The sequence below is a fragment of the Brevundimonas lutea genome (genome assembly GCF_003704105.1).
GTDB classification, from domain to species: Bacteria; Pseudomonadota; Alphaproteobacteria; order Caulobacterales; family Caulobacteraceae; genus Brevundimonas; species Brevundimonas lutea.
Genome location: NZ_QUOQ01000004.1, coordinates 484,094 through 501,704, shown reverse-complemented (window position 1 = coordinate 501,704; position 17,611 = coordinate 484,094). Strand labels below are relative to the sequence as shown.

20 protein-coding genes are annotated in these 17,611 nt (G+C 69.3%); 9 read left to right on the top strand and 11 right to left on the bottom strand.

What is annotated here, in order from left to right; genetic code table 11:
• Window positions 1-40: 40 nt before the first annotated feature.
• A complete protein-coding gene (locus EES48_RS09720) occupies window positions 41-814 on the top strand; it encodes a dienelactone hydrolase family protein (protein WP_240623303.1) in 774 nt (257 codons plus the stop codon).
• Here the strand turns inward: EES48_RS09720 and EES48_RS15155 are convergent.
• The 4 genes from EES48_RS15155 to EES48_RS09705 are packed head-to-tail and all read right to left on the bottom strand — an operon-like array spanning window position 811 to window position 4,271.
• A complete protein-coding gene (locus EES48_RS15155) occupies window positions 811-1,311 on the bottom strand; it encodes a D-glycero-alpha-D-manno-heptose-1,7-bisphosphate 7-phosphatase (protein ID WP_338067380.1) in 501 nt (166 codons plus the stop codon). The two genes, EES48_RS09720 and EES48_RS15155, sit on opposite strands and share 4 nt — an antisense overlap.
• On the bottom strand, window positions 1,308-2,351 hold the full coding sequence (locus EES48_RS15150; protein WP_240623301.1) for an AGE family epimerase/isomerase: 1,044 nt from the start codon (window positions 2,349-2,351) through the stop codon (window positions 1,308-1,310). Before EES48_RS15150 ends, EES48_RS15155 begins: the two co-directional genes overlap by 4 nt.
• A 52-nt stretch (window positions 2,352-2,403) precedes the next feature.
• On the bottom strand, window positions 2,404-3,810 hold the full coding sequence (locus tag EES48_RS14860; protein ID WP_162998105.1) for a TadE/TadG family type IV pilus assembly protein: 1,407 nt from the start codon (window positions 3,808-3,810) through the stop codon (window positions 2,404-2,406).
• Window positions 3,807-4,271, bottom strand: coding sequence for a response regulator (locus tag EES48_RS09705; RefSeq protein ID WP_122466166.1), 465 nt, complete (start codon window positions 4,269-4,271; stop codon window positions 3,807-3,809). The genes EES48_RS14860 and EES48_RS09705 overlap by 4 nt, the downstream gene beginning before the upstream one ends.
• Before the next feature lie 121 nt (window positions 4,272-4,392).
• On the opposite strand from EES48_RS09705, the gene EES48_RS09700 reads away from it, so the two are divergent.
• The 4 genes from EES48_RS09700 (at window position 4,393) to EES48_RS09685 (ending at window position 9,512) form a co-directional block, all read left to right on the top strand.
• Window positions 4,393-7,845 carry an EAL domain-containing protein gene (locus EES48_RS09700; protein WP_162998104.1) on the top strand — a complete coding sequence of 1,151 codons (3,453 nt, stop codon included), beginning with the start codon at window positions 4,393-4,395 and terminating at the stop codon, window positions 7,843-7,845.
• A gap of 126 nt (window positions 7,846-7,971) precedes the next feature.
• Window positions 7,972-8,184: a hypothetical protein gene (locus tag EES48_RS09695; RefSeq protein WP_122466164.1), complete on the top strand. Its 213-nt coding sequence runs from the start codon at window positions 7,972-7,974 to the stop codon at window positions 8,182-8,184.
• Window positions 8,185-8,286: 102 nt separating this feature from the next.
• A complete protein-coding gene (gene nth, locus EES48_RS09690) occupies window positions 8,287-8,964 on the top strand; it encodes an endonuclease III (protein WP_122466163.1) in 678 nt (225 codons plus the stop codon).
• Window positions 8,961-9,512: a sugar O-acetyltransferase gene (locus EES48_RS09685; protein ID WP_122466162.1), complete on the top strand. Its 552-nt coding sequence runs from the start codon at window positions 8,961-8,963 to the stop codon at window positions 9,510-9,512. Before nth ends, EES48_RS09685 begins: the two co-directional genes overlap by 4 nt.
• On the opposite strand, the gene EES48_RS09680 is transcribed toward EES48_RS09685, so the two are convergent.
• On the bottom strand, window positions 9,509-10,375 hold the full coding sequence (locus tag EES48_RS09680; RefSeq protein WP_122466161.1) for an ATP-grasp domain-containing protein: 867 nt from the start codon (window positions 10,373-10,375) through the stop codon (window positions 9,509-9,511). The genes EES48_RS09685 and EES48_RS09680 overlap by 4 nt on opposite strands.
• A 73-nt stretch (window positions 10,376-10,448) precedes the next feature.
• Here EES48_RS09680 and EES48_RS09675 point away from each other — a divergent pair, with 73 nt between their 5' ends.
• Entirely contained in the window at window positions 10,449-11,447 is a 999-nt protein-coding gene (locus tag EES48_RS09675) for an adenosine kinase (RefSeq protein ID WP_122466160.1), read from the top strand.
• Here the strand turns inward: EES48_RS09675 and EES48_RS09670 are convergent, their stop codons facing one another.
• Genes EES48_RS09670 through EES48_RS09660 form a run of 3 tightly spaced genes read right to left on the bottom strand, consistent with a single transcriptional unit; the run spans window position 11,448 to window position 12,820 of the window.
• Entirely contained in the window at window positions 11,448-11,975 is a 528-nt protein-coding gene (locus tag EES48_RS09670) for a Smr/MutS family protein (protein ID WP_240623300.1), read from the bottom strand.
• A 3-nt stretch (window positions 11,976-11,978) separates the two neighbouring features.
• Window positions 11,979-12,209 carry a helix-turn-helix domain-containing protein gene (locus EES48_RS09665; RefSeq protein ID WP_122466159.1) on the bottom strand — a complete coding sequence of 77 codons (231 nt, stop codon included), beginning with the start codon at window positions 12,207-12,209 and terminating at the stop codon, window positions 11,979-11,981.
• Window positions 12,209-12,820 (bottom strand): DUF2975 domain-containing protein, encoded by a 612-nt coding sequence (locus EES48_RS09660; RefSeq protein ID WP_122466158.1) that lies wholly within the window; start codon window positions 12,818-12,820, stop codon window positions 12,209-12,211. The genes EES48_RS09665 and EES48_RS09660 overlap by 1 nt, the downstream gene beginning before the upstream one ends.
• A gap of 439 nt (window positions 12,821-13,259) precedes the next feature.
• Here EES48_RS09660 and rdgB point away from each other — a divergent pair, with 439 nt between their 5' ends.
• Together rdgB and hemW are read left to right on the top strand one after the other, a co-directional pair.
• The gene (rdgB, locus tag EES48_RS09655) at window positions 13,260-13,862 is read left to right on the top strand and encodes an RdgB/HAM1 family non-canonical purine NTP pyrophosphatase (RefSeq protein WP_122466157.1); all 603 of its coding nucleotides are present in this window, start codon (window positions 13,260-13,262) and stop codon (window positions 13,860-13,862) included.
• Window positions 13,855-15,015 carry a radical SAM family heme chaperone HemW gene (hemW, locus tag EES48_RS09650; RefSeq protein ID WP_122466156.1) on the top strand — a complete coding sequence of 387 codons (1,161 nt, stop codon included), beginning with the start codon at window positions 13,855-13,857 and terminating at the stop codon, window positions 15,013-15,015. The genes rdgB and hemW overlap by 8 nt, the downstream gene beginning before the upstream one ends.
• Here the strand turns inward: hemW and gshB are convergent.
• The 3 genes from gshB to EES48_RS09635 all read right to left on the bottom strand — a co-directional run bounded on the left by gshB (window position 15,012) and on the right by EES48_RS09635 (window position 16,823).
• Complete coding sequence (gshB, locus tag EES48_RS09645) at window positions 15,012-15,953, bottom strand: glutathione synthase (RefSeq protein WP_122466155.1); 942 nt, start codon at window positions 15,951-15,953, stop codon at window positions 15,012-15,014. The genes hemW and gshB overlap by 4 nt on opposite strands.
• 73 nt (window positions 15,954-16,026) lie before the next feature.
• On the bottom strand, window positions 16,027-16,527 hold the full coding sequence (gene bfr, locus EES48_RS09640) for a bacterioferritin (RefSeq protein ID WP_122466154.1): 501 nt from the start codon (window positions 16,525-16,527) through the stop codon (window positions 16,027-16,029).
• A gap of 110 nt (window positions 16,528-16,637) precedes the next feature.
• Window positions 16,638-16,823 carry a (2Fe-2S)-binding protein gene (locus tag EES48_RS09635; protein WP_122466153.1) on the bottom strand — a complete coding sequence of 62 codons (186 nt, stop codon included), beginning with the start codon at window positions 16,821-16,823 and terminating at the stop codon, window positions 16,638-16,640.
• A 121-nt stretch (window positions 16,824-16,944) separates the two neighbouring features.
• Here EES48_RS09635 and thiE point away from each other — a divergent pair, with 121 nt between their 5' ends.
• Window positions 16,945-17,568 carry a thiamine phosphate synthase gene (thiE, locus tag EES48_RS09630; RefSeq protein ID WP_122466152.1) on the top strand — a complete coding sequence of 208 codons (624 nt, stop codon included), beginning with the start codon at window positions 16,945-16,947 and terminating at the stop codon, window positions 17,566-17,568.
• Window positions 17,569-17,611 lie beyond the last annotated feature (43 nt).

The following is a 17,611-nucleotide window of genomic DNA, read 5'->3' as shown; positions in this document are numbered from 1 at the left end:
AGGCGGAGGTAAGACCGGATTGAGCGAGGCGTCCAGCGACATGATGAATCGCGCTAAGGGACGGCGCATGGACACTCTGGAACAGCGCTGGGCGCGGCTGGCCCCGCACACCACGATGGTCGGCCCTGACGACGAACGGCGGCGGCCGACGGCGCTTCTGTTTCACGGCTGCGGCGGGCTGAGGGATCACCTGCCGCTCTATGCCGAGGCGGCGACGGCGGCGGGCTGGCGGGCGGCGATCGTCGACAGCTATGCGCCGCGCGGCTGGAGCCGGGAATACGCCATGGCCACGGTCTGCACTGGGCTGCAGTTCCACGGCGACAAGCGCGCCGGCGATGTGCTGGCGACCATTCGGGGCCTGTCCGACCACCCGCTGGTCGATCCCGAGCGGCTGGTGCTGGCCGGGTGGAGCCACGGCGGCTGGGGCATCATGGAGGCGATGAGCGCGGAGTGCTCCCGGCCCTGCCTGGGCGTGGCCGATCCGGGCGCGGTCTCGCTCAAGGGGGTCAAGGGGGCGTGGCTGGCCTACCCCTATGTCGGCATCGGGGCGTGGAACCGGATGCGGGCGTGGCGCCACTGTCCCAAGGTTCTGGCGGTGATCGCGCGCAAGGATCACCTGACCACCGTCCGGAACGCCGAGCGGGTGCATGACATGGTCCGGGGCTGCGGCGCCGAGGTCGAGACCTGGATCGCCGAGGGCAGCCACAGCTTCGACGAACCGATGAACGCGCCACCCATGCGTCACGACTCAGCCCTGGCCGAGGAGTCACGGCGCCGGTTCCGCGCCTTCCTGGAGGATGTCGCGCCGATCTAGATGGGCAGGGTCGCCGCGAAGGCCGCGAGGTCCCCGCCGGGGAACAGATGACCGGCGACGCCCGCGCGTCGCGCCGCTTCCAGATCGCTATCCCGATCGCCGATAAGGAAGGATCGAGGGAGGTCCAGATCGAGATCGCGGGCGGCCCTCAGGATCATGCCGGGGTTGGGCTTGCGGTCCGGATGGTCGGGGTGGCGGTAACGGTCGTCGACCGCCTCGCCGTGAAAGGGACAGGCGTAAACCGCGTCGATGCGCGCCCCCTGGTCGGCCAGTCGCGCGACCATCAGGGCGTTGAACGCCTCCATCCGCTCCAGGCTGAACAGGCCGCGCGCCACGCCCGACTGGTTGGTGACGACGACCGTGACGAGGCCCCGGTCGTTCCAGCGCCGCACGGCCTCGACGGCGCCGGGCATCAGGCGCAGGTCCTCGTCGCGGTGGGGATAGCCGACGTCCTCGATCAGCACCCCGTCGCGGTCGAGGAAGACCGCCGGCGTCACGCCTCGCCCTCGGGCAGGACGTCGGTGGCCATGGTCATCAGGTGATAGAGGCTGGAGGCGGGAACGCGCCCGTCCAGCGGCCGCCCCTCGGCGTCGAAGCTGTCGATCCACAGTCCGGGTGTGTCGGTCGCCAGATGGGTGTCGAGCACCCGAGCCAGCAGCCGGTCGGCCTCCACGGCGTCGCCCAGCCGGTCCAGGGCGCGGACGGCCTCGGTCTGGGCCCACAGCCGCTCGCCGCCGTCGATCAGCTCGGCCGTGGGCGTCACTTCGCGGACCAACAGGCCCTGCGAGCCGAGGCCGCAGGCCATCGCCGCCGTGGCCAGTTCCGTCGCCTCCGCGCGCGGCGCGCCGGCCTCCAGCAGCAGCCAGGCCCACTCCATCTGATGGCCCGGTTCGACAACCGCGCCGCGCTGGGGGTCGAGCGCGAGGTCGTCGGTGAAATACTCCCGCACCGTTCCGTCGGCGCGGAACCGCGTGCGCATCAGCTCCAGGCATCGCTCGGCCGTGCGCGCGAAGACGGCGTCGGGCGCCAGGGCCTTCCACGCCAGCATGGCCTCCAGCATGTGCATGTGCGGGTTCTGGCGGCGCGGCGTCACGGCGGGGACCGCCTCGACCCAGCCGCCGGCGGGATGCGCCATGGCCACGCTCATGGCCTCCAGCGTCTCCAGCGCCAGGTCGCGGGCGCGATCCTCGCCGAGCTCGCGGAAGGCCGCCGACAGGGCGTAGAGGGCGAAGGCCTGATCGTAGAGGTCAGGCGCGTCATCCACGACGCGGCCGTCGTCGTCCACCGTACGACGCCACAGTCCGTCGGCGCGGCGGTGGTCGTCGATCAGGGTCTGGAACGCCCGCCGCGCCAGCGCGCCGCCGCGACGCCAGCCGCGTCGCCGGGCCTCGCACAGCACATAGAGCTGACGCGCCTGGACGCGGCACCGAAGCGGCATGCCAACGACCGCCCGACCCTCGAAATCGAGCGCCTCGACCGCCCGGCCGCGCGCGTCGATCCCGACCTCGGCCCACAGGGGCAGGGCGGATTCGACCATCCAGGCTCGTAGGCGACGGCGGGGCTCGGTCAGGGGAACGGCGGACTCTCCCTCAGTCGATCAGGCGCAGGGCTCCGACCCGATCGCCGACGCCATCGGGCACCGGCACGGGCGAGGCGCCGTAGTCGGCGTTGATCACCAGGGTGGGCGAGCCCACGATCTGCAGCTTGCGCACGATCATCACTGTCCAGTCGGCGGCCTCGGCGACCTGGTTCTTGCCGGTCACCACGAACATCGAGGCCGGGGTGTAGACCACCCCTTCCAGCACGTCGACATTGTCGCTGGCCATGACGAAGAGGCTGCCCGTCGCCTGGGTGCAGCCGTCGAGATCGACGAGGTCGAGGACGCCCCCGAGCAGGCCCAGCAGACCGCCGCCGTCATCATCGTCATCGTCATCATCGTCATCATCGTCATCGTCGTCATCGTCATCGTCGTCGTCGTCGTCGTCATCGTCATCGTCGTCAGAGACGCCGCACCAGGTGCCGCTGGGCGGTTTCAGCCCCACGATGACGAACCCGGCCAGAGCTCCGTCCTCGCGGCCTTGCAGCTGGACCTTGGCATTGCCGCCGAATTCGAAGGCCGCGTCATCGAACACCAGGGCGACATCGGTCCCGAGCAGCCGGCTGTCGCCGATCATGGTCAGCATGCCGTCGACGAACCAGTGGTCGCCCGGCGCCAAAGTCAGGGTCGTCTTGCCCGATACCTCGATGTCGCCGCAGTGGACACCGGGCTGCAGGGTCGTGTTGGCTTTGATCTCGGTCGGCTTGGGATCCCTGGGGCAGGGGGTTGGCGGCGAGAAATCGATGCCGACATAGGGGTCGTCCATCGGCGGGGCGCCGGAGTGCGCGGCCTTGATGATTGAGCCCTGGGTCCGACCCACGGCTTGGGCGGCGCCGGTGGACATGCGCGCCAGGAGATCGACGCGGATGTCCGAATTGGAATGGATCAGACAGCCCTGGGCGTCGACCTTGGACAGGCCCTTCATGCGCAGGACCGCTCCGGCGTCAGGACTGTGGGCGAGGATGCACAGCGGCATGGTGGAAACGGACGCGGCCGTGGCGTCGGCATGGATCCGCCATCCGCCGGGCGGCAGCATGTTGCCGAAGAAGGACAGGCGCCGCCCCTCGACGCTGACCTTGATGGCCCGCTGGCGAGTGGGCAGTTCGATGACCTCGGCCTTGACCACGGCGTCAGGGTGATCGGTCAGCTGCGTCAGCTGACCCTTGGCCCAGGACTCCGCGCGGGCGGCCGGCGCCTTGCTGTCCACCGCCATGCCGAGCTCGCGGGCGCCGGCCAGGGCGGCGGCTTCGGCCACGGTCTGGAAGGCCGCGCGGTCGGCCGCCACGGCCCGGAGATCGACGGCGCCGACGGCCAGCAACGCCACCGCCGGCACGGCCAGGGCGAACTTCAGGGCGATGACGCCCCGTTCATCCCGGACGAAGCGGGAAACGATCCTCATTGTCGGAGGTTGGCGCGTTCGGCGCGCACCGCCTCGGCGGCGCGTCTCACCAGCGATTCGGCCCGGGCCGCCCGCAGAACGAAACGCAGCTGATAGGTCAGCAGGCGCCAGTTCAGCGGCTTGGATACGAAGGAGGTGGCGCCCATGCGAAAGGCGCGGTCGATGGCGGTCACGTCTTCCCGACCGGTTTCGACGACCACGGGGAGATGGGCGGTGCGGGGGTCTTCGCGCAGCCGGCCAAGCAGCTCAAATCCATCCATGCGCGGCATTTCGAGATCGACCAGCAGGAGGTCGAACGGCTGCTCGGCGATCCGCTCCAGCGCCTCAACGCCGTCGGCGGCGACCTCCACGTCGCAGCTTTCCGACGCCAGATTGACCCGCGCGAACTCGCGCAGGATCGGGTCGTCGTCGACGAACAGCAGACGGGCCTTCTCGTCGAGCACGTAGAAGAACTCGTTCACGCCACAACCCTTCGGGACCAACTAACGAACACGGCCTGGTCCCCCAACCAGACTCCCGTCTTAAGGGGAAGGTCATTAACCGCCCGTATAGCGAGAGAAAATCTGCCAAACAGGGCCTGTGGTGCGCGAGAACATCAGCTTCCGGAAGGGATCGATCGGCCGTCGTCTTGTGGGCCTCGTCCTGGCCGCCTTGGGCGCGGCCTTCCTGATCACCTCCATCAGCGTCGCCTGGACCGACGCGCGCCGTCAGGCGGCGGCGGAGACCCAGCGCCTCGCCCAGACGGCGCGCGTGATCGCGGCTCTGTCGGCGGAGTCGGTCGAGGCGCGGGATTCCGCCGGCGCCTTCCGGGCGCTGCGGTCCATCGGCCAGATGCCCGAGGTCAACTATGGTCGCCTGGATCAGAAGGACGGCCGCACCCTGGCCGAGATCGGCGGCGGCGCACGGTTGCTGACCGACGCCAGCGTGACGGGCGGGGACAACGTCAGCCTGTGGGACAGCCTGACCTCCGGCTCGATCCAGGTTGTCGAGCCGGTGGTGGTCGGTGACCGGGCGGTGGGGCGGATCACCCTGTTTGCCGAGACGCCCCAGCTTCAGGCGCGGGTGCTGGCGGCGATCTGGGCCAGCCTCTTGGGCGCGGGCATCGCCACCCTGGCCGGCCTGCTGATCGCGCTGCGCATGAGCCGCAAGATCGCCACGCCGATCGTCTCGCTGGCCGGCGCGGTCACCGACATGGGCCGGCGGCAGGACTATTCGCAGGACGCAAAAGTCGAGGCCGAGGGCGAGGTCGGCGCCCTGGTCGAAGGCGTCAACGGCATGCTGGCCTCCATCCGCGAGCGCGACGCGGCGATCGAGGCCCATGTCGCCGGACTGGAGCAGACCGTTGCCGACCGCACGCGGGAGCTGTCGGTCGCGCGCGACGCCGCCGAACAGGCCAATGCCGCCAAGTCCGACTTCCTGGCGGTGATGAGCCACGAGATCCGCACGCCGATGAACGGCATCCTGGCGCTGAGCGAACTGCTCGCCGCATCGGATCTGCCGGGGCGGCAGAGGCGCTATGCGGACGTCATCGCCAAGTCGGGCCGCAGCCTGCTCTCGATCATCAACGACATCCTCGACTTCTCAAAGGTCGAGGCGGGCAAGATGGATCTGGAGACCATCGACTGCGACCTGGCCGAGATCGCCGAGGACGTCGCCGGCCTGTTCCACGAAAAGGCGTATCAGAAGGGGCTGGACCTGGCCGTGTTCGTCGATCCGCGCCTCCCGGACGCCGCGACCGACCCGACCCGACTGCGCCAGGTGATCTCCAACCTGGTCAACAACGCCATCAAGTTCACAGAGACCGGCGGCGTGCTGATCGAGGTCAGGCCCGATCCCGAACGCGCGCGTCATATCCTCATCGGGGTGCGCGACACCGGACCAGGAATCGCGCCCGACGTCCTGCCCAAGCTGTTCGAAGCCTTCTCCCAGGCCGACCAGACCACCACCCGCAAACACGGCGGCACGGGGCTTGGCCTGGCCATCTGTGACCGGCTGGTCAAGGCGATGGACGGGGAGTGGAAACTGGCGTCCACGGTCGGCAAGGGGTCGATGTTCGCCTTCACGGCGCCGCTTCTGGCCGAAGGCGCCGAGCTGTTGGAGCCGCCGCAGCTCGCCAGCGTGCGGCTCGCGCTGTCGGGCCTGCCGCCGCTGACCGCGCATGCCGCCAAACGCTATCTTGCCGCCTGGGGCGTCGCGCCCGCGACGGCCGGGCAGGCCGACGCCGCCCTGGGCGTCACCGAGGGTGTCTCGGCAGACCGCACCGTGCTGGTCTGCGCCACCGATGCCGAGGCCGAGGCGGCGCCGATCCCGGCTAAGGCCGCCACGGCGCTGGTGCGACCGCTGCGCCGTTCCGACCTCGCCCAGGTGATCGGTCAGCTGGCCCGGGGCGAGACGCCGCATCTGGAGATGGCTGCAGGCGGACCCGCGACGGGCGGCATCGCCTTCCCCTCGGCCCGGGTGCTGGTGGTCGACGACGCCGAAGTGAACCGCGAGGTCGCCGCAGAGGCCCTGGCCCTGTTGGAAATAACGCCCATGCTGGTCGAGGGCGGCCAGGAGGCCATCGACGCCGTCCGCGTACAGGACTTCGACCTTGTGCTGATGGACGGCTCCATGCCGGGCATGGACGGGTTCGAGGCCACACGCCGAATCCGCGCCGAGGAGGCCGAGACCGGTCGCCCGCGCACCCGCGTTGTCGCCCTGACCGCCCATGTCGTCGGCGCCGCCGCCCAGGCCTGGCGCGAGGCCGACATGGACGGCGTGATCCACAAACCCTTCACCCTGGCCGACCTGATCGGCGCTCTGCAGGACGCCTGTCCGGACAAGGCCGCGACCCCGGTCGCCGCGGCGGCGGTGGCCGGAGGGCCGAAGAGCGAGGCGGCGTCACCGGCGCCCACGCTCGACGAAACCCTGTTCGACGCCAAGACCCAGGCCGATCTGGCCGCCATGGCCGCGGGCGGCAATCCGGACTTCGTGTCGCGGATCGAGGCGCTGTATCGCGACAACGCCCCACGCCGCATGGCCGAGGCGGTCCAGGCCCATGCCGACGGCGACGCCGAAGCCCTGTCGCGCGCCGCCCACGCCCTGAAGTCGATCAGCCTCAGCCTGGGCGCCAGGGCGGTATCGGACCGCGCCGCCACGCTTGAGCACGACGCTCGGGCCGGAGCGGCGGTCGACGCGCGCGCTCTACAGGATATCGCCGAGGCCCTGGCGCGCACCCTGAAGGCGCTGGACCGCCAGCCGAGCGCCGAACCGGTCGCCATTCCGGTCGAGATCGAACCGAAGGCCGACCCGCTGGTGGCGGATGTCCTGCGCGGCCTGGAGCGGGGCGAGTTCCACCTGGTCTATCAGCCGCTGGTCGATCGCACCGGCGCGACCACGCCCAAGGCCGAGGCCCTGATCCGCTGGGAACATCCCGAGCGCGGACGCGTCTCGCCCGACAACTTCATCCCCCAGGTCGAGGCGGCCGGGGAGATCGCCCGGATCACCGACTTCGCGCTGGAAACCGCCATGCGCGACTGCGCCGATATCCCGGGTCTGATCGTGGGCGTGAACGCCTCGGCGTCGGAGTTCCAGATGCCCGGTTTCGCCGACCGGGTGGTGGCCATCTGCGAGCGCCTGGGCTTCGACCGGCGCCGGCTGGAGGTCGAGGTGACCGAGACGGCCATGCTGGACGTCGAGGCCGCACGCCACACGGTCGACACCCTGCGCGCCGCTGGGGTCAATGTGGCGCTGGACGATTTCGGCGCCGGCTTCACAAGCCTGCATGCGTTGAAGGAGCTCCGCTTCACCACGCTCAAGATCGACCGCAGTTTCGTCGATCACTGCACCGACGACGTGGCCTCGGCCTCGATCATCCACGCCGTCATCGGCGTCGGCCGGGCGCTGGGCATGAAGGTGGTCTGTGAGGGCGTGGAGACGGCGGCCCAGGCTGATTTCCTGCGCATCGCCGGCGCGCACTATCTGCAGGGCTATTATTTCGCCAAGCCGGGCGCTGTTTCTGAGTTGAAAGAACGGCGTATTGCGACTGCAGCGTGAAAAATGTCGGTCTTTCAGGCGGTTATTTCGTTAAATCTCTCTTTTGAGACGGATCGTCGCACTTTAATGTTGCGTTGATCATGCCGCCGCTCCAAAGGCCCCGTACGGACGTTTTCGGGGATCTCCATGGCGCTGGTCGGCAAGCAGAACCTCTTCAAAAGCAAATGGCTGCGCGTGCACCAGGGATTGAGCGAAAAGGCGGACATGCCGGTTTTTCAGCTCGTGCTCGTCTCGCCCACGACCAAAGAGCCCAAGGCCATCAATATCGGCGGCCACCGCGCCAAGGAGATCGCTGACGATCTCGAGGCCGCGGCCCGGATCATCCGCAAGTCGCTGTAAGCCGCGCCGAAGGGCTCGACGGGAAGACACGCCGCCGCCGCCTCGCTAATCAGGCGTGATGGCGATCCCTTTTCGCATCTCTATCTCCGCTCCCCTGCCGTCATGAGGCCGCCCGGGTTCCGCTGGCCGCCTGTGAAGGCGCGGGTCGAGGCCATCTTCGCGCGTCTGTCGGGGGTCATGCCCGAGCCGAAGACCGAGCTCAGGTTTCAGGACCCCTTCACCCTGGTGGTCGCCGTCGCCCTATCGGCCCAGGCCACCGACGTCTCGGTCAACAAGGCGACCGACCGGCTGTTCGCCGTCGCCGACACGCCCGAAAAGATGCTGGCGCTCGGCGAGGCGGGCCTGACGCCCTACATCGCCTCCATCGGCCTCTATCGAAACAAGGCCAGGAACGTCATCGCGCTCAGCCGCCTCATCGTCGAGCGGCACGGCGGCGTCGTTCCCCTGAGCCGGGAGGCGCTGCAGGCCCTGCCCGGCGTGGGACGAAAGACCGCCAGCGTGGTGCTGAACGAACTGGGCATCGAGCCGGCCATCGCCGTCGACACCCATGTGTTTCGCGTCTCCCACCGCCTGTCGCTCGCCAACGCCAATACGCCCGACAAGGTCGAGGCCCAGCTGCACCAGATCGTGCCGAAGAAATGGCTGCCCAAGGCGCATCACTGGCTGATCCTGCATGGTCGCTACACCTGCACGGCGCGCAGGCCCAACTGCGCGGGGTGTGTGATTTCAGACCTGTGCCCGTCACGCGCCGGGCTGGTGGCCGAAGGACTGAGCCGATGAGCCTGACCGAGAAGCAGAAGATGCTGGCCGGCGACTTCTACGACCCCGGCGATCCGGAGCTCACGGCCGACGCCTGGCGGGCGAAGCAATGGATGGATCGCTACAACGCGGCCCAGGCCGTGCCGGTCGAGGCGCGCCGCGCCTTGCTGTCCGAACTGTTCGCGGGCGTGGGCCGGGGCGCGGTGATCCGGCCGCCCTTCTTCTGCGACTACGGGTCCAACATCACCCTCGGCGACGGGGTGTTCATGAACTTCAACTGCGTGGTGCTGGACGTCGCGACCGTCACCATCGGCGACCAGACCCAGATCGGTCCGGCGGTGCAGATCATGACCGCCGACCACCCGCGTGATCCCGAGCAGCGCCGTCAGGGTCTGGAGTTCGGCCGCCCCATCATCATTGGCCGGAACGTCTGGATCGGCGCGGGGGCGATCCTCCTGCCGGGCGTGACCATCGGCGATGACGCCCTGATCGGCGCCGGGGCGGTGGTGACGCGCGATGTGCCCGCCGGCGCGACGGCCCTGGGCAATCCCGCGCGGGTGCGCACCTAGCCCGCCAGTCGCCGAGCCACGGCCTCGGCGAAGGCGGCGCCGCCGTCTGGGGCCTGGCCGAGGTAGAAGTCCGGTTCGATCAGCTCGGCCTCCATCAGCAGCCAGCCGTGCTCGGCGTCCTCGACCATGTCGATGCGGGCGTAGAGCAGATCCTCCTCGATCGCGCCCAGCACCTGCTCGGCCAGGGCCACAGCCCCGTTGGGCGCTTCGACAGCTTCATAGAGTCCGCCGTACTGGACCTGGATGCGGAAATCGCCTGCGGCGGGGCGCTTCCTCACGGCGTGGCTCAGCCGCCCGCCGAACCACAGCAGCGACAGCTCGCCCTGTTCGATGGCGGGAAGATAGGGTTGAATCATCGCCCGTTCCTGGGGCCCGTCGATCAGCTCACGGGCCGACGACAGCTTAAGCGTCCGCCAGGCGCCGCCGGAGACGACGGGCTTGACGATCACCGGCGCGCCGAACTGGGCCAGCGCCGCCTCGACCGCCGCCGCATCGACCCGATCGACGAAAAGGGTCTGAGGAATGGCCACGCCCGCCTCCGCCAGCCGGCCGAGATAGCTCTTGTCCGAATTCCAGTTGAGCACCGACGGCGGGTTGGCCACGGGCAGACCGGCGCGCTGCCAGGTCTCGCAGGCCGCCCGCCACTGCACGTGCTCGCGGTGATAGCCCCAGACCACCAGCGGCAGGATCAGATCGAACCCCTCCAGACCCGAAGCGTCCTCGACATGATCCGTCCACGGCGCGGCCGTCACCTCATGCCCGTCGGCGGCCAGGGGCGCGGTCAGGCGCTCCACCACGCCCGGCCAATGGCTGGCGTAGGACGGATCGGTGGGGTCGGGGGTAAGGATCGCGAGACGGGCCATGGGCCGTCCGATAGCGCCGCCGCGCCGCCGCCGCCACTGGCCACGGCCGCCCCGCCCCGCTAAAGCGCCCGCCATGACCGATCTCCGATACGACGTCTGCGCCGTCGGCAACGCCATCGTCGATGTGCTGGCCCCCTGCGACCCCGGCTTCCTGACCGCCCAGCAACTGGCCCCCGGCTCGATGCAGTTGGTCGACGAGGCCCAGAGCGCGGCGCTGTATGACGCCATGGCGCCGGGTGTGGAGGCCTCGGGCGGTTCGGCCGGCAACACCGTCGCCGGCGTCGCCTCCTTCGGCGGACGCGCGGCCTATCTGGGCAAGGTCAGCGAGGACACGCTGGGCGAGGTCTTCACCCACGACATCCGCGCCGCGGGCGTGGCCTTCGAGACCGCGCCGCTGACGGCCGGGCCGGGCACCGGCCGGTGTCTGATCAATGTGACGCCGGACGGCCAGCGGACCATGGCCACCTTCCTGGGCGCCGCCAACCAGCTGTCGGCCGACGACGTCGACGCCGCCATGATCGCCGAAAGCGCCATCGTCTATCTGGAGGGCTATCTGTTCGACCCGGCCCCGGCCCGCGCCGCCTTCGAGCGCGCCGCCGAGGCCGCACACCAGGCGGGGCGCAAGGTGGCCATCACCCTGTCGGACGCCTTTGTGGTCGAGCGCTGGCGCGCCGAGCTGCTGGCCTTCATCGAGGCCTCGGCCGACATCGTCCTGGCCAATGAAGCCGAGCTGGCGTCCCTGTTCCAGACCGAGGATTTCGAGGCCGGCTGCGACCGACTGGCCGCGATGGTCGAGACGGCGGCGGTGACGCGCGGCGAAAAGGGCTCGGTGGTCGTCAGCGGCGACCGGCGCGTCGCGGTGGAGGCCTACCCCGTCGGCAAGGTGATCGACACCACCGGCGCCGGCGACCAGTACGCCGCCGGCTTCCTGCTGGGCCTCGCGCGCGGGAAGTCGCTGGAGGAGGCGGGCCGCCTCGGCTCGCTGGCGGCGTCCGAGGTCATCGCCCACTGGGGCCCGCGTCCGCAGGTGTCGCTGAAGGGTCTGGCGGCGGACAAGGGCCTGACGGTCTGATCAGCCGCGCCGTTTCAGCGTGACATAGATCGCCCCCTCTCCGCCGTGCCGCCGGTGAGCCGGGGCGAAGCCGGAGACGACGCCGCGCAGAGCGTGGGCGGTCAGCCATTCGTGGACATTGGCGCGGATCACGCCGCCGCCGCGCCGTCCCTGACCCGTGATCACGAGGACCGCACCATACCCGCGCGCCTGGGCTCCCAGCAGGAAGGCGGTCAGGGCGTCCTGCGCCTGGAAGCGGCCGTGGCCGTGCAGGTCGATCCGGGCGTCGATGGGGTCCCGTTCGCGCGCGAGACGCCGCTGGCGACGGGGCTCCAGCGCCTCCGGTGTCGATTGCGGTCGCGGCGCGGGCGCTGATCGCGGCGGCGTATAGCCGGGCGGGGCAGGGCGAGCCTTGGCGGCGCCCTTGATGACCGAAGGTTTGGCGGGCGTCTCGGGCTCGACCACCGGCGCGACCTTCCGAGTGGTGTCCATGGTCGCGGCGACCCGGCTCCAGATCCGGCGGTCGTCAGGCGTCAGGCCGCGCGCCACAGCTCAAATCTCGTCGGAGAAGGTGAGTGGGCCGGGCTCCCAGACCACCAAATCGCCGGGCTGGCAGTCCAGCTCGCGGCACAGGGCGTCCAGGGTCGAGAACCGCACGGCCCGGGCGCCGCCGGTCTTCAGGATGGTCAGATTGGCCTCGGTGACGCCCACGCGGTCGGCCAGTTCGGCCAGGGACATGCGGCGCGCGTGCAGCAGGCGGTCGAGCTGGATGCGGATGGCCATCAGATGGTCAGCTCGCTCTCGCGGCGCAGACGGGCGCCCTCGCGGAACACCTCGGCCAGGACGAAGACGATCAGCACGGCGAACAGCGGAGTCATCAGATCCCCCACGCTGGGCCGATCGACATAACCCAGCGCCGACCGGCTGACGAAGCTCTGGACGATGAAGACGCCGCCGGTGACCGTGGCCAGCACCAGGCCGATCTGGCGCAGTCGGGTGACATTGCGCGGATGAAAGGGGTCGCCCTGGGTCAGGGTGCGGAACATCTGGCGCAGATTGCGCACGATCAGAATGAAGGCGCCGAAATAGGCGATGAAAGCGCCGATGCCGAACAGCACCACCGATCGGACGAGCGGCAACTGTCGGTCCCCGTCGACGACGGTCAGATTGTCCAGAGGTACGAACACGAAGGTGATGAAGGCCAGGGTCAGCACACCCGCCATCAGCCACAGCAGGGCGTGGGCGACGTCGAGGGCGATCTTGAGCAGGCTGGCCACCGAGCCCGGGCCCATGGCTCGCGGGGTCGGAATGTGCGGCGCCCGAAGATGCGGGGCCTTGAAGGCGAAGCCCGGAGCGCGTCGGTGATTTCGCGTCTGTCCGGGCTGGTCGGTCATGGTCTCAAAGGTTGCGGGCCGGTGGGGCCGCGCGCCGGAGGGGATGTCGGCGCGCGGACCTCCTTGTCGCGCCCTTCATGGTCGTCGTCAAAGCCGACGCGATCAGAAGGACTGAACCAGGGCGGCGATGAAGCCGATCGGCAGGCCGGCCAGCAGGACAGCGTTCATGACCGTGTTGCCAACCCGGTCCATCCACAGCGAAGCGTTCATGGTGTTCATCGTTAGTCTCCGTCTTTCCTTTGGGTGTCGCCCCGGACTGCCCGGTTTGATCGTTTTGCTTGCCGCTTTTTCTTGTAGTCCGGAAGTTGTTCTTCCGAAGAACGTCTCGGCTTCGTTCTTGAGATGATGTGTATGACCGGGCCACTCTGTTCTCAAGTTACATCGGATTTATTGGGATTAAGCTTCCGCAATGGATTACGGGCCTGTAAGAGAAGGTCTCATGAGCCTGAAACTTCAGAACGGAACCCGGCTGGTCGCGGCCACGCACAATCCCGGCAAGGCGGTCGAGATCGCCGCCCTGCTGGACGGCCGCTTCGACATCGTCTCGGCCGGAGACCTGGGCCTGCCCGAGCCCGACGAGATCGAACAGACCTTCATGGGCAATGCCCTTCTGAAGGCTCGGGCCGCTGCGGATCGTGCGGGCCTCGTGGCCATCGCCGACGACTCCGGCCTGTCGGTCGCGGCGCTGGACGGCGCGCCCGGCATCTTTTCGGCGCGCTGGGCCGGTCCCGACAAGGACTTCGGCCATGCGATGAAGAAGGTCGAGGAGCGGCTGGAGGAGGTCGGCTCCGGCGACCGCGCCGCCTGGTTCACCTCCGCCCTGGCCGTGGCCTGGCCCGACGGGCCGTGCGTGGTGGTTGAGGGTCGGGTGGACGGGACGCTGGTCTTTCCGCCACGCGGCGAGCGGGGCTTCGGCTATGACCCCATCTTCCTGCCCGAAGGCCGCGACCAGACCTTCGGCGAGATGGACCCGGCCGAGAAGGACGCCCTCAGCCACCGCGCCCGCGCCTTCGAAAAGCTGAAGGCGGCGCTGTTTGAGTGAGGCGCTTGAGGATCGCCCCCGGGGCGTCGGCCTCTATGTCCACTGGCCCTATTGCGCGCGCATCTGCCCCTACTGCGATTTCAACGTGGTGCGGGCTCGGGGCCGCGAGGCCGAGGGGGCGCGGCTGGGCGAGGCGATCCTGGCCGACCTGGAGGCCCAGGCGGGGCTGATCGGACCCCGGCCGCTGGCCTCGATCTTCCTGGGCGGCGGCACGCCCAGCCTGATGCCGCCCGATCTGGCGGCGCGGATCATCGCCCGTGCGCGGGCGCTGTTTCCGGCCGACGAGGTCGAGGTGACACTGGAGGCCAATCCCACCGACGCCGAGACGGCCCGCTACGCCGCCTTCGCCGAGGCGGGGATCAACCGTCTGTCGTTGGGCCTGCAGTCGCTGGACGACGACGCCCTGAAATTCCTGGGCCGTGACCACTCCGCCGCCGAGGGCGTGCGGGCGGTCCGGGCCGGCCAGGCCGCGTTCGGTCGGGTCTCCGTCGATCTGATCTACGCCCGGCCGGGCCAGAGCGAACAGGACTGGCACGACGAACTGGCGCGGGCCATCGACCTCGGCCCCGAGCACGTCTCCCCCTATCAGCTGACCATCGAGCCCCGGACCGCGTTCGGCCGCGCCTTCGCCCGGGGCACGCTCCGTCCGCCGGAAGAGGACGCCGCCGCTGACCTCTACGAGGCGACCCAGGCTGGGCTCGAGGCCGCCGGGTTCGAGGCTTATGAGGTGTCCAACCACGCGCGCGGCGTCGCGGCCCGCTCGGCGCACAATCTGCACGTCTGGCGCGGCGGCGATTATCTGGGTCTTGGGCCCGGAGCCCACGGCCGGTTGACGCTCAACGGCGTCCGGACTGCGACCGTCGCCCACCGCGCGGTCAACGGCTATGCCGCCGGGGTCGAGGCGGGTCAGCCGTGGTCGGAGCGGGAGCCGCTGACCCCGCGCGACGCCGCCGAGGAGCGTCTGTTGTTGGGTCTGCGCACCGTCGAGGGCGCGCCGATGTCTCTGCTGGCGACCTTGGGCCTGTCGGTCGGGACGTCGCCCGCGGCCGACCTCATGGCCGACGGCTTCCTGACGGTAACCAACAACCGGCTGGTGGCCACCGCCAGGGGCCGACCCGTGCTGGATGGGGTGCTGAAGGCCCTGCTGGTCTAGGCCAAGCGCCGGTCGATCGCGTCCCACATCAGGGCGGCGGCGTCGATGCCGCTGAACCGCTTCAGCTGCTGGGCGCCGGTGGGCGAGGTGACGTTGATCTCGGTCAGATAGTCGCCGATCACGTCGATGCCGACGAAGATCAGTCCCCGTTCCTTCAGGATCGGGCCGATGGCCGCGCAAATCTCGCGGTCGCGGTCGGTCAGATCCACGGCGGCGGCGCGTCCTCCGACCCTGAGATTGGAGCGCACCTGACCCTCGGCCGGGATGCGGTTGATCGCCCCCACCGGCTCGCCCTCGATCAGGATGATGCGCTTGTCGCCGGCCGAGACGGCGGGCACGAATTTCTGGATCACCAGCGGGTCGCGCGACCCCGTGGCGTGGATCTCGACCAGGGCCTCCAGGTTCGGATCGCCGGCCTTCAGCCGCACCACCCCCGAGCCGGCGGCGCCGTGCAGGGGCTTGAGCACCACATCGCCGTGCCTTGCGTGGAAGTCGGCCAGGGCCTCGGCGTCAGATGAGATCAGGGTCGGCGGCTGAAGGCCGGGAAAGCGCGTGGCCAGCAGCTTCTCGGGAGCCGAGCGGACCTCAGACGGATGGTTGACCACCAGGGTCCCGGGATGGACCGTCTCCAGCAGATAGGTGGCGGTCACATAGGCCATGTCGAAGGGCGGATCCTGACGCATCAGGATGACATCGACGTCCTCGGCCAGATCCAGCCGCACAGGGTCGCCGAAGTCGACATGGTCGCCCTGGCTCTCCCGCAAGGTCACCGGCCGCGCCCGGCAGAACAGCCGTCCGTCCTCCAGCGCCAGGGTCCGGAAGTCATAGACCCACTGGCGGTGGCCGCGCGTCTGGGCCTCCAGCGCCATCATGAAGGTGGTGTCGGACCGGACGTCGACCGACTCGATCGGGTCCATCTGGATGGCGACACGGAGCATGGTGGACCTCTGAACGACCGGCGGGACCGTTCAGTGGGGGCGGGGCGCGCCCGGCGCAACCCCGCCGTCGGCGTCAGTTGCCGGTGGCCGAGCCGTCGGGTTCGATCGTGCCCATCGCCGTCTGCAGATAGTTCTGGGCGCCCACCTGTTCGATGATCTTGAACTGGGCCTCGAGGAAATCGATGTGCTCTTCGGTGTCCGACAGGATTTCCATCAGGATCTGGCGGCTGACGTAATCGCCGGCTTCCTCGCACTGGGCGATGCCCTTCAGCTGGTCGGCGCGACCGCCCAGCTCCAGCTCCAGATCCGCGCCCAGGCATTCGATGGCGTGCTCGCCGATCTTCAGCTTGTGCAGATCCTGCAGGTTGGGCAGGCCGTCCAGGAACAGGATGCGTTTGATCACCTTGTCGGCGTGTTTCATCTCGCCGATCGATTCGTCGTAGATCACCTGGCCCAGGTGCTTAAGGCCCCAGCTCTCGAACATGCGGGCGTGCAGGAAGTACTGGTTGACCGCGGTCAGCTCGTTGGTCAGCACCGCGTTCAGGGTGCGGATGATGGCGGGGTCGCCCTTCATGGCCGTGGTCTCCTCTCGACGTGGGGAGGGCTATAACACAGCCGCTTGGCCGTTGTTTATTTGCGAGTTTTTATCACTCTATCGAGAGTGAAACGCAGAACCGTCAGCGATTATTCGGCCGCCATGGCATAGGCTTCGCGGCTGTCCTGGATCATCTGTCGCATCTCGCAGACGCACTTGGCGCACTGGGCCGCGCACTGGTGCCGGGCGAAGACGTCGCGCGGCCGACAGGCCCCCGCCTCGATGGCGGCGGCGACATCGCGCTGGCGCAGACCGTTACAATTGCAGACGTACAAGAGGCCGCCCCGACGACGGATGACTGATAATCATTCTCTATAGCGCCGATAACGCGGATGCAAGGCGTTCGCATCGTCGTGAACGCTTGACGCCCGCGACCTGAGCGCGCACCCGCCGGCCATGACCTGCCGTCTCTATCTGATCACACCGCCGGCCATCGCCGACCTCAACGCCTTCGCGCGCGATCTGGAGGCGGCGCTCGACGCCGGGGATGTGGCGGCGCTTCAGGTCCGTCTCAAGCCGGCGGACGAGGCCGAGGTGGTGCGGGCTGTGGAACAGCTCATGCCCATCGCCCAGGCGCGCGGCGTGGCGGTGCTTCTCAACGATCGACCCGATCTGGCGCGGCGGCTGGGCTGCGACGGTGTCCATGTGGGTCAGTCGGACGCCTCGGTGACGGAAGCGCGCCGGATCATGGGGCCGGACGCCATGATCGGCGCCACCTGCCATGACAGCCGCCATCTGGCCATGGAGGCGGCCGAGGCGGGCGCCGACTATGTCGCCTTCGGCGCCTTCTTCCCGACGGCGACGAAGGAAACCGTCCATCGGCCGGACCCCGAGATCCTGACCATCTGGCAGGAGACGATGCAGATTCCGTGCGTGGCCATCGGCGGGATCACGATCGACAACGCGGCCGGTCTCGTCGCGGCGCGCGCGGACTTTCTGGCGGTGTCGGCCGGCGTCTGGGCGCACCCGCAGGGACCGGCCGAGGCCGTTCGGCGGTTTAACGCCCTGTTCCAGGCCTGAACTGGCTGGAAGCGGTTCTGTACTCGCAATTTGTTAGGAGGCT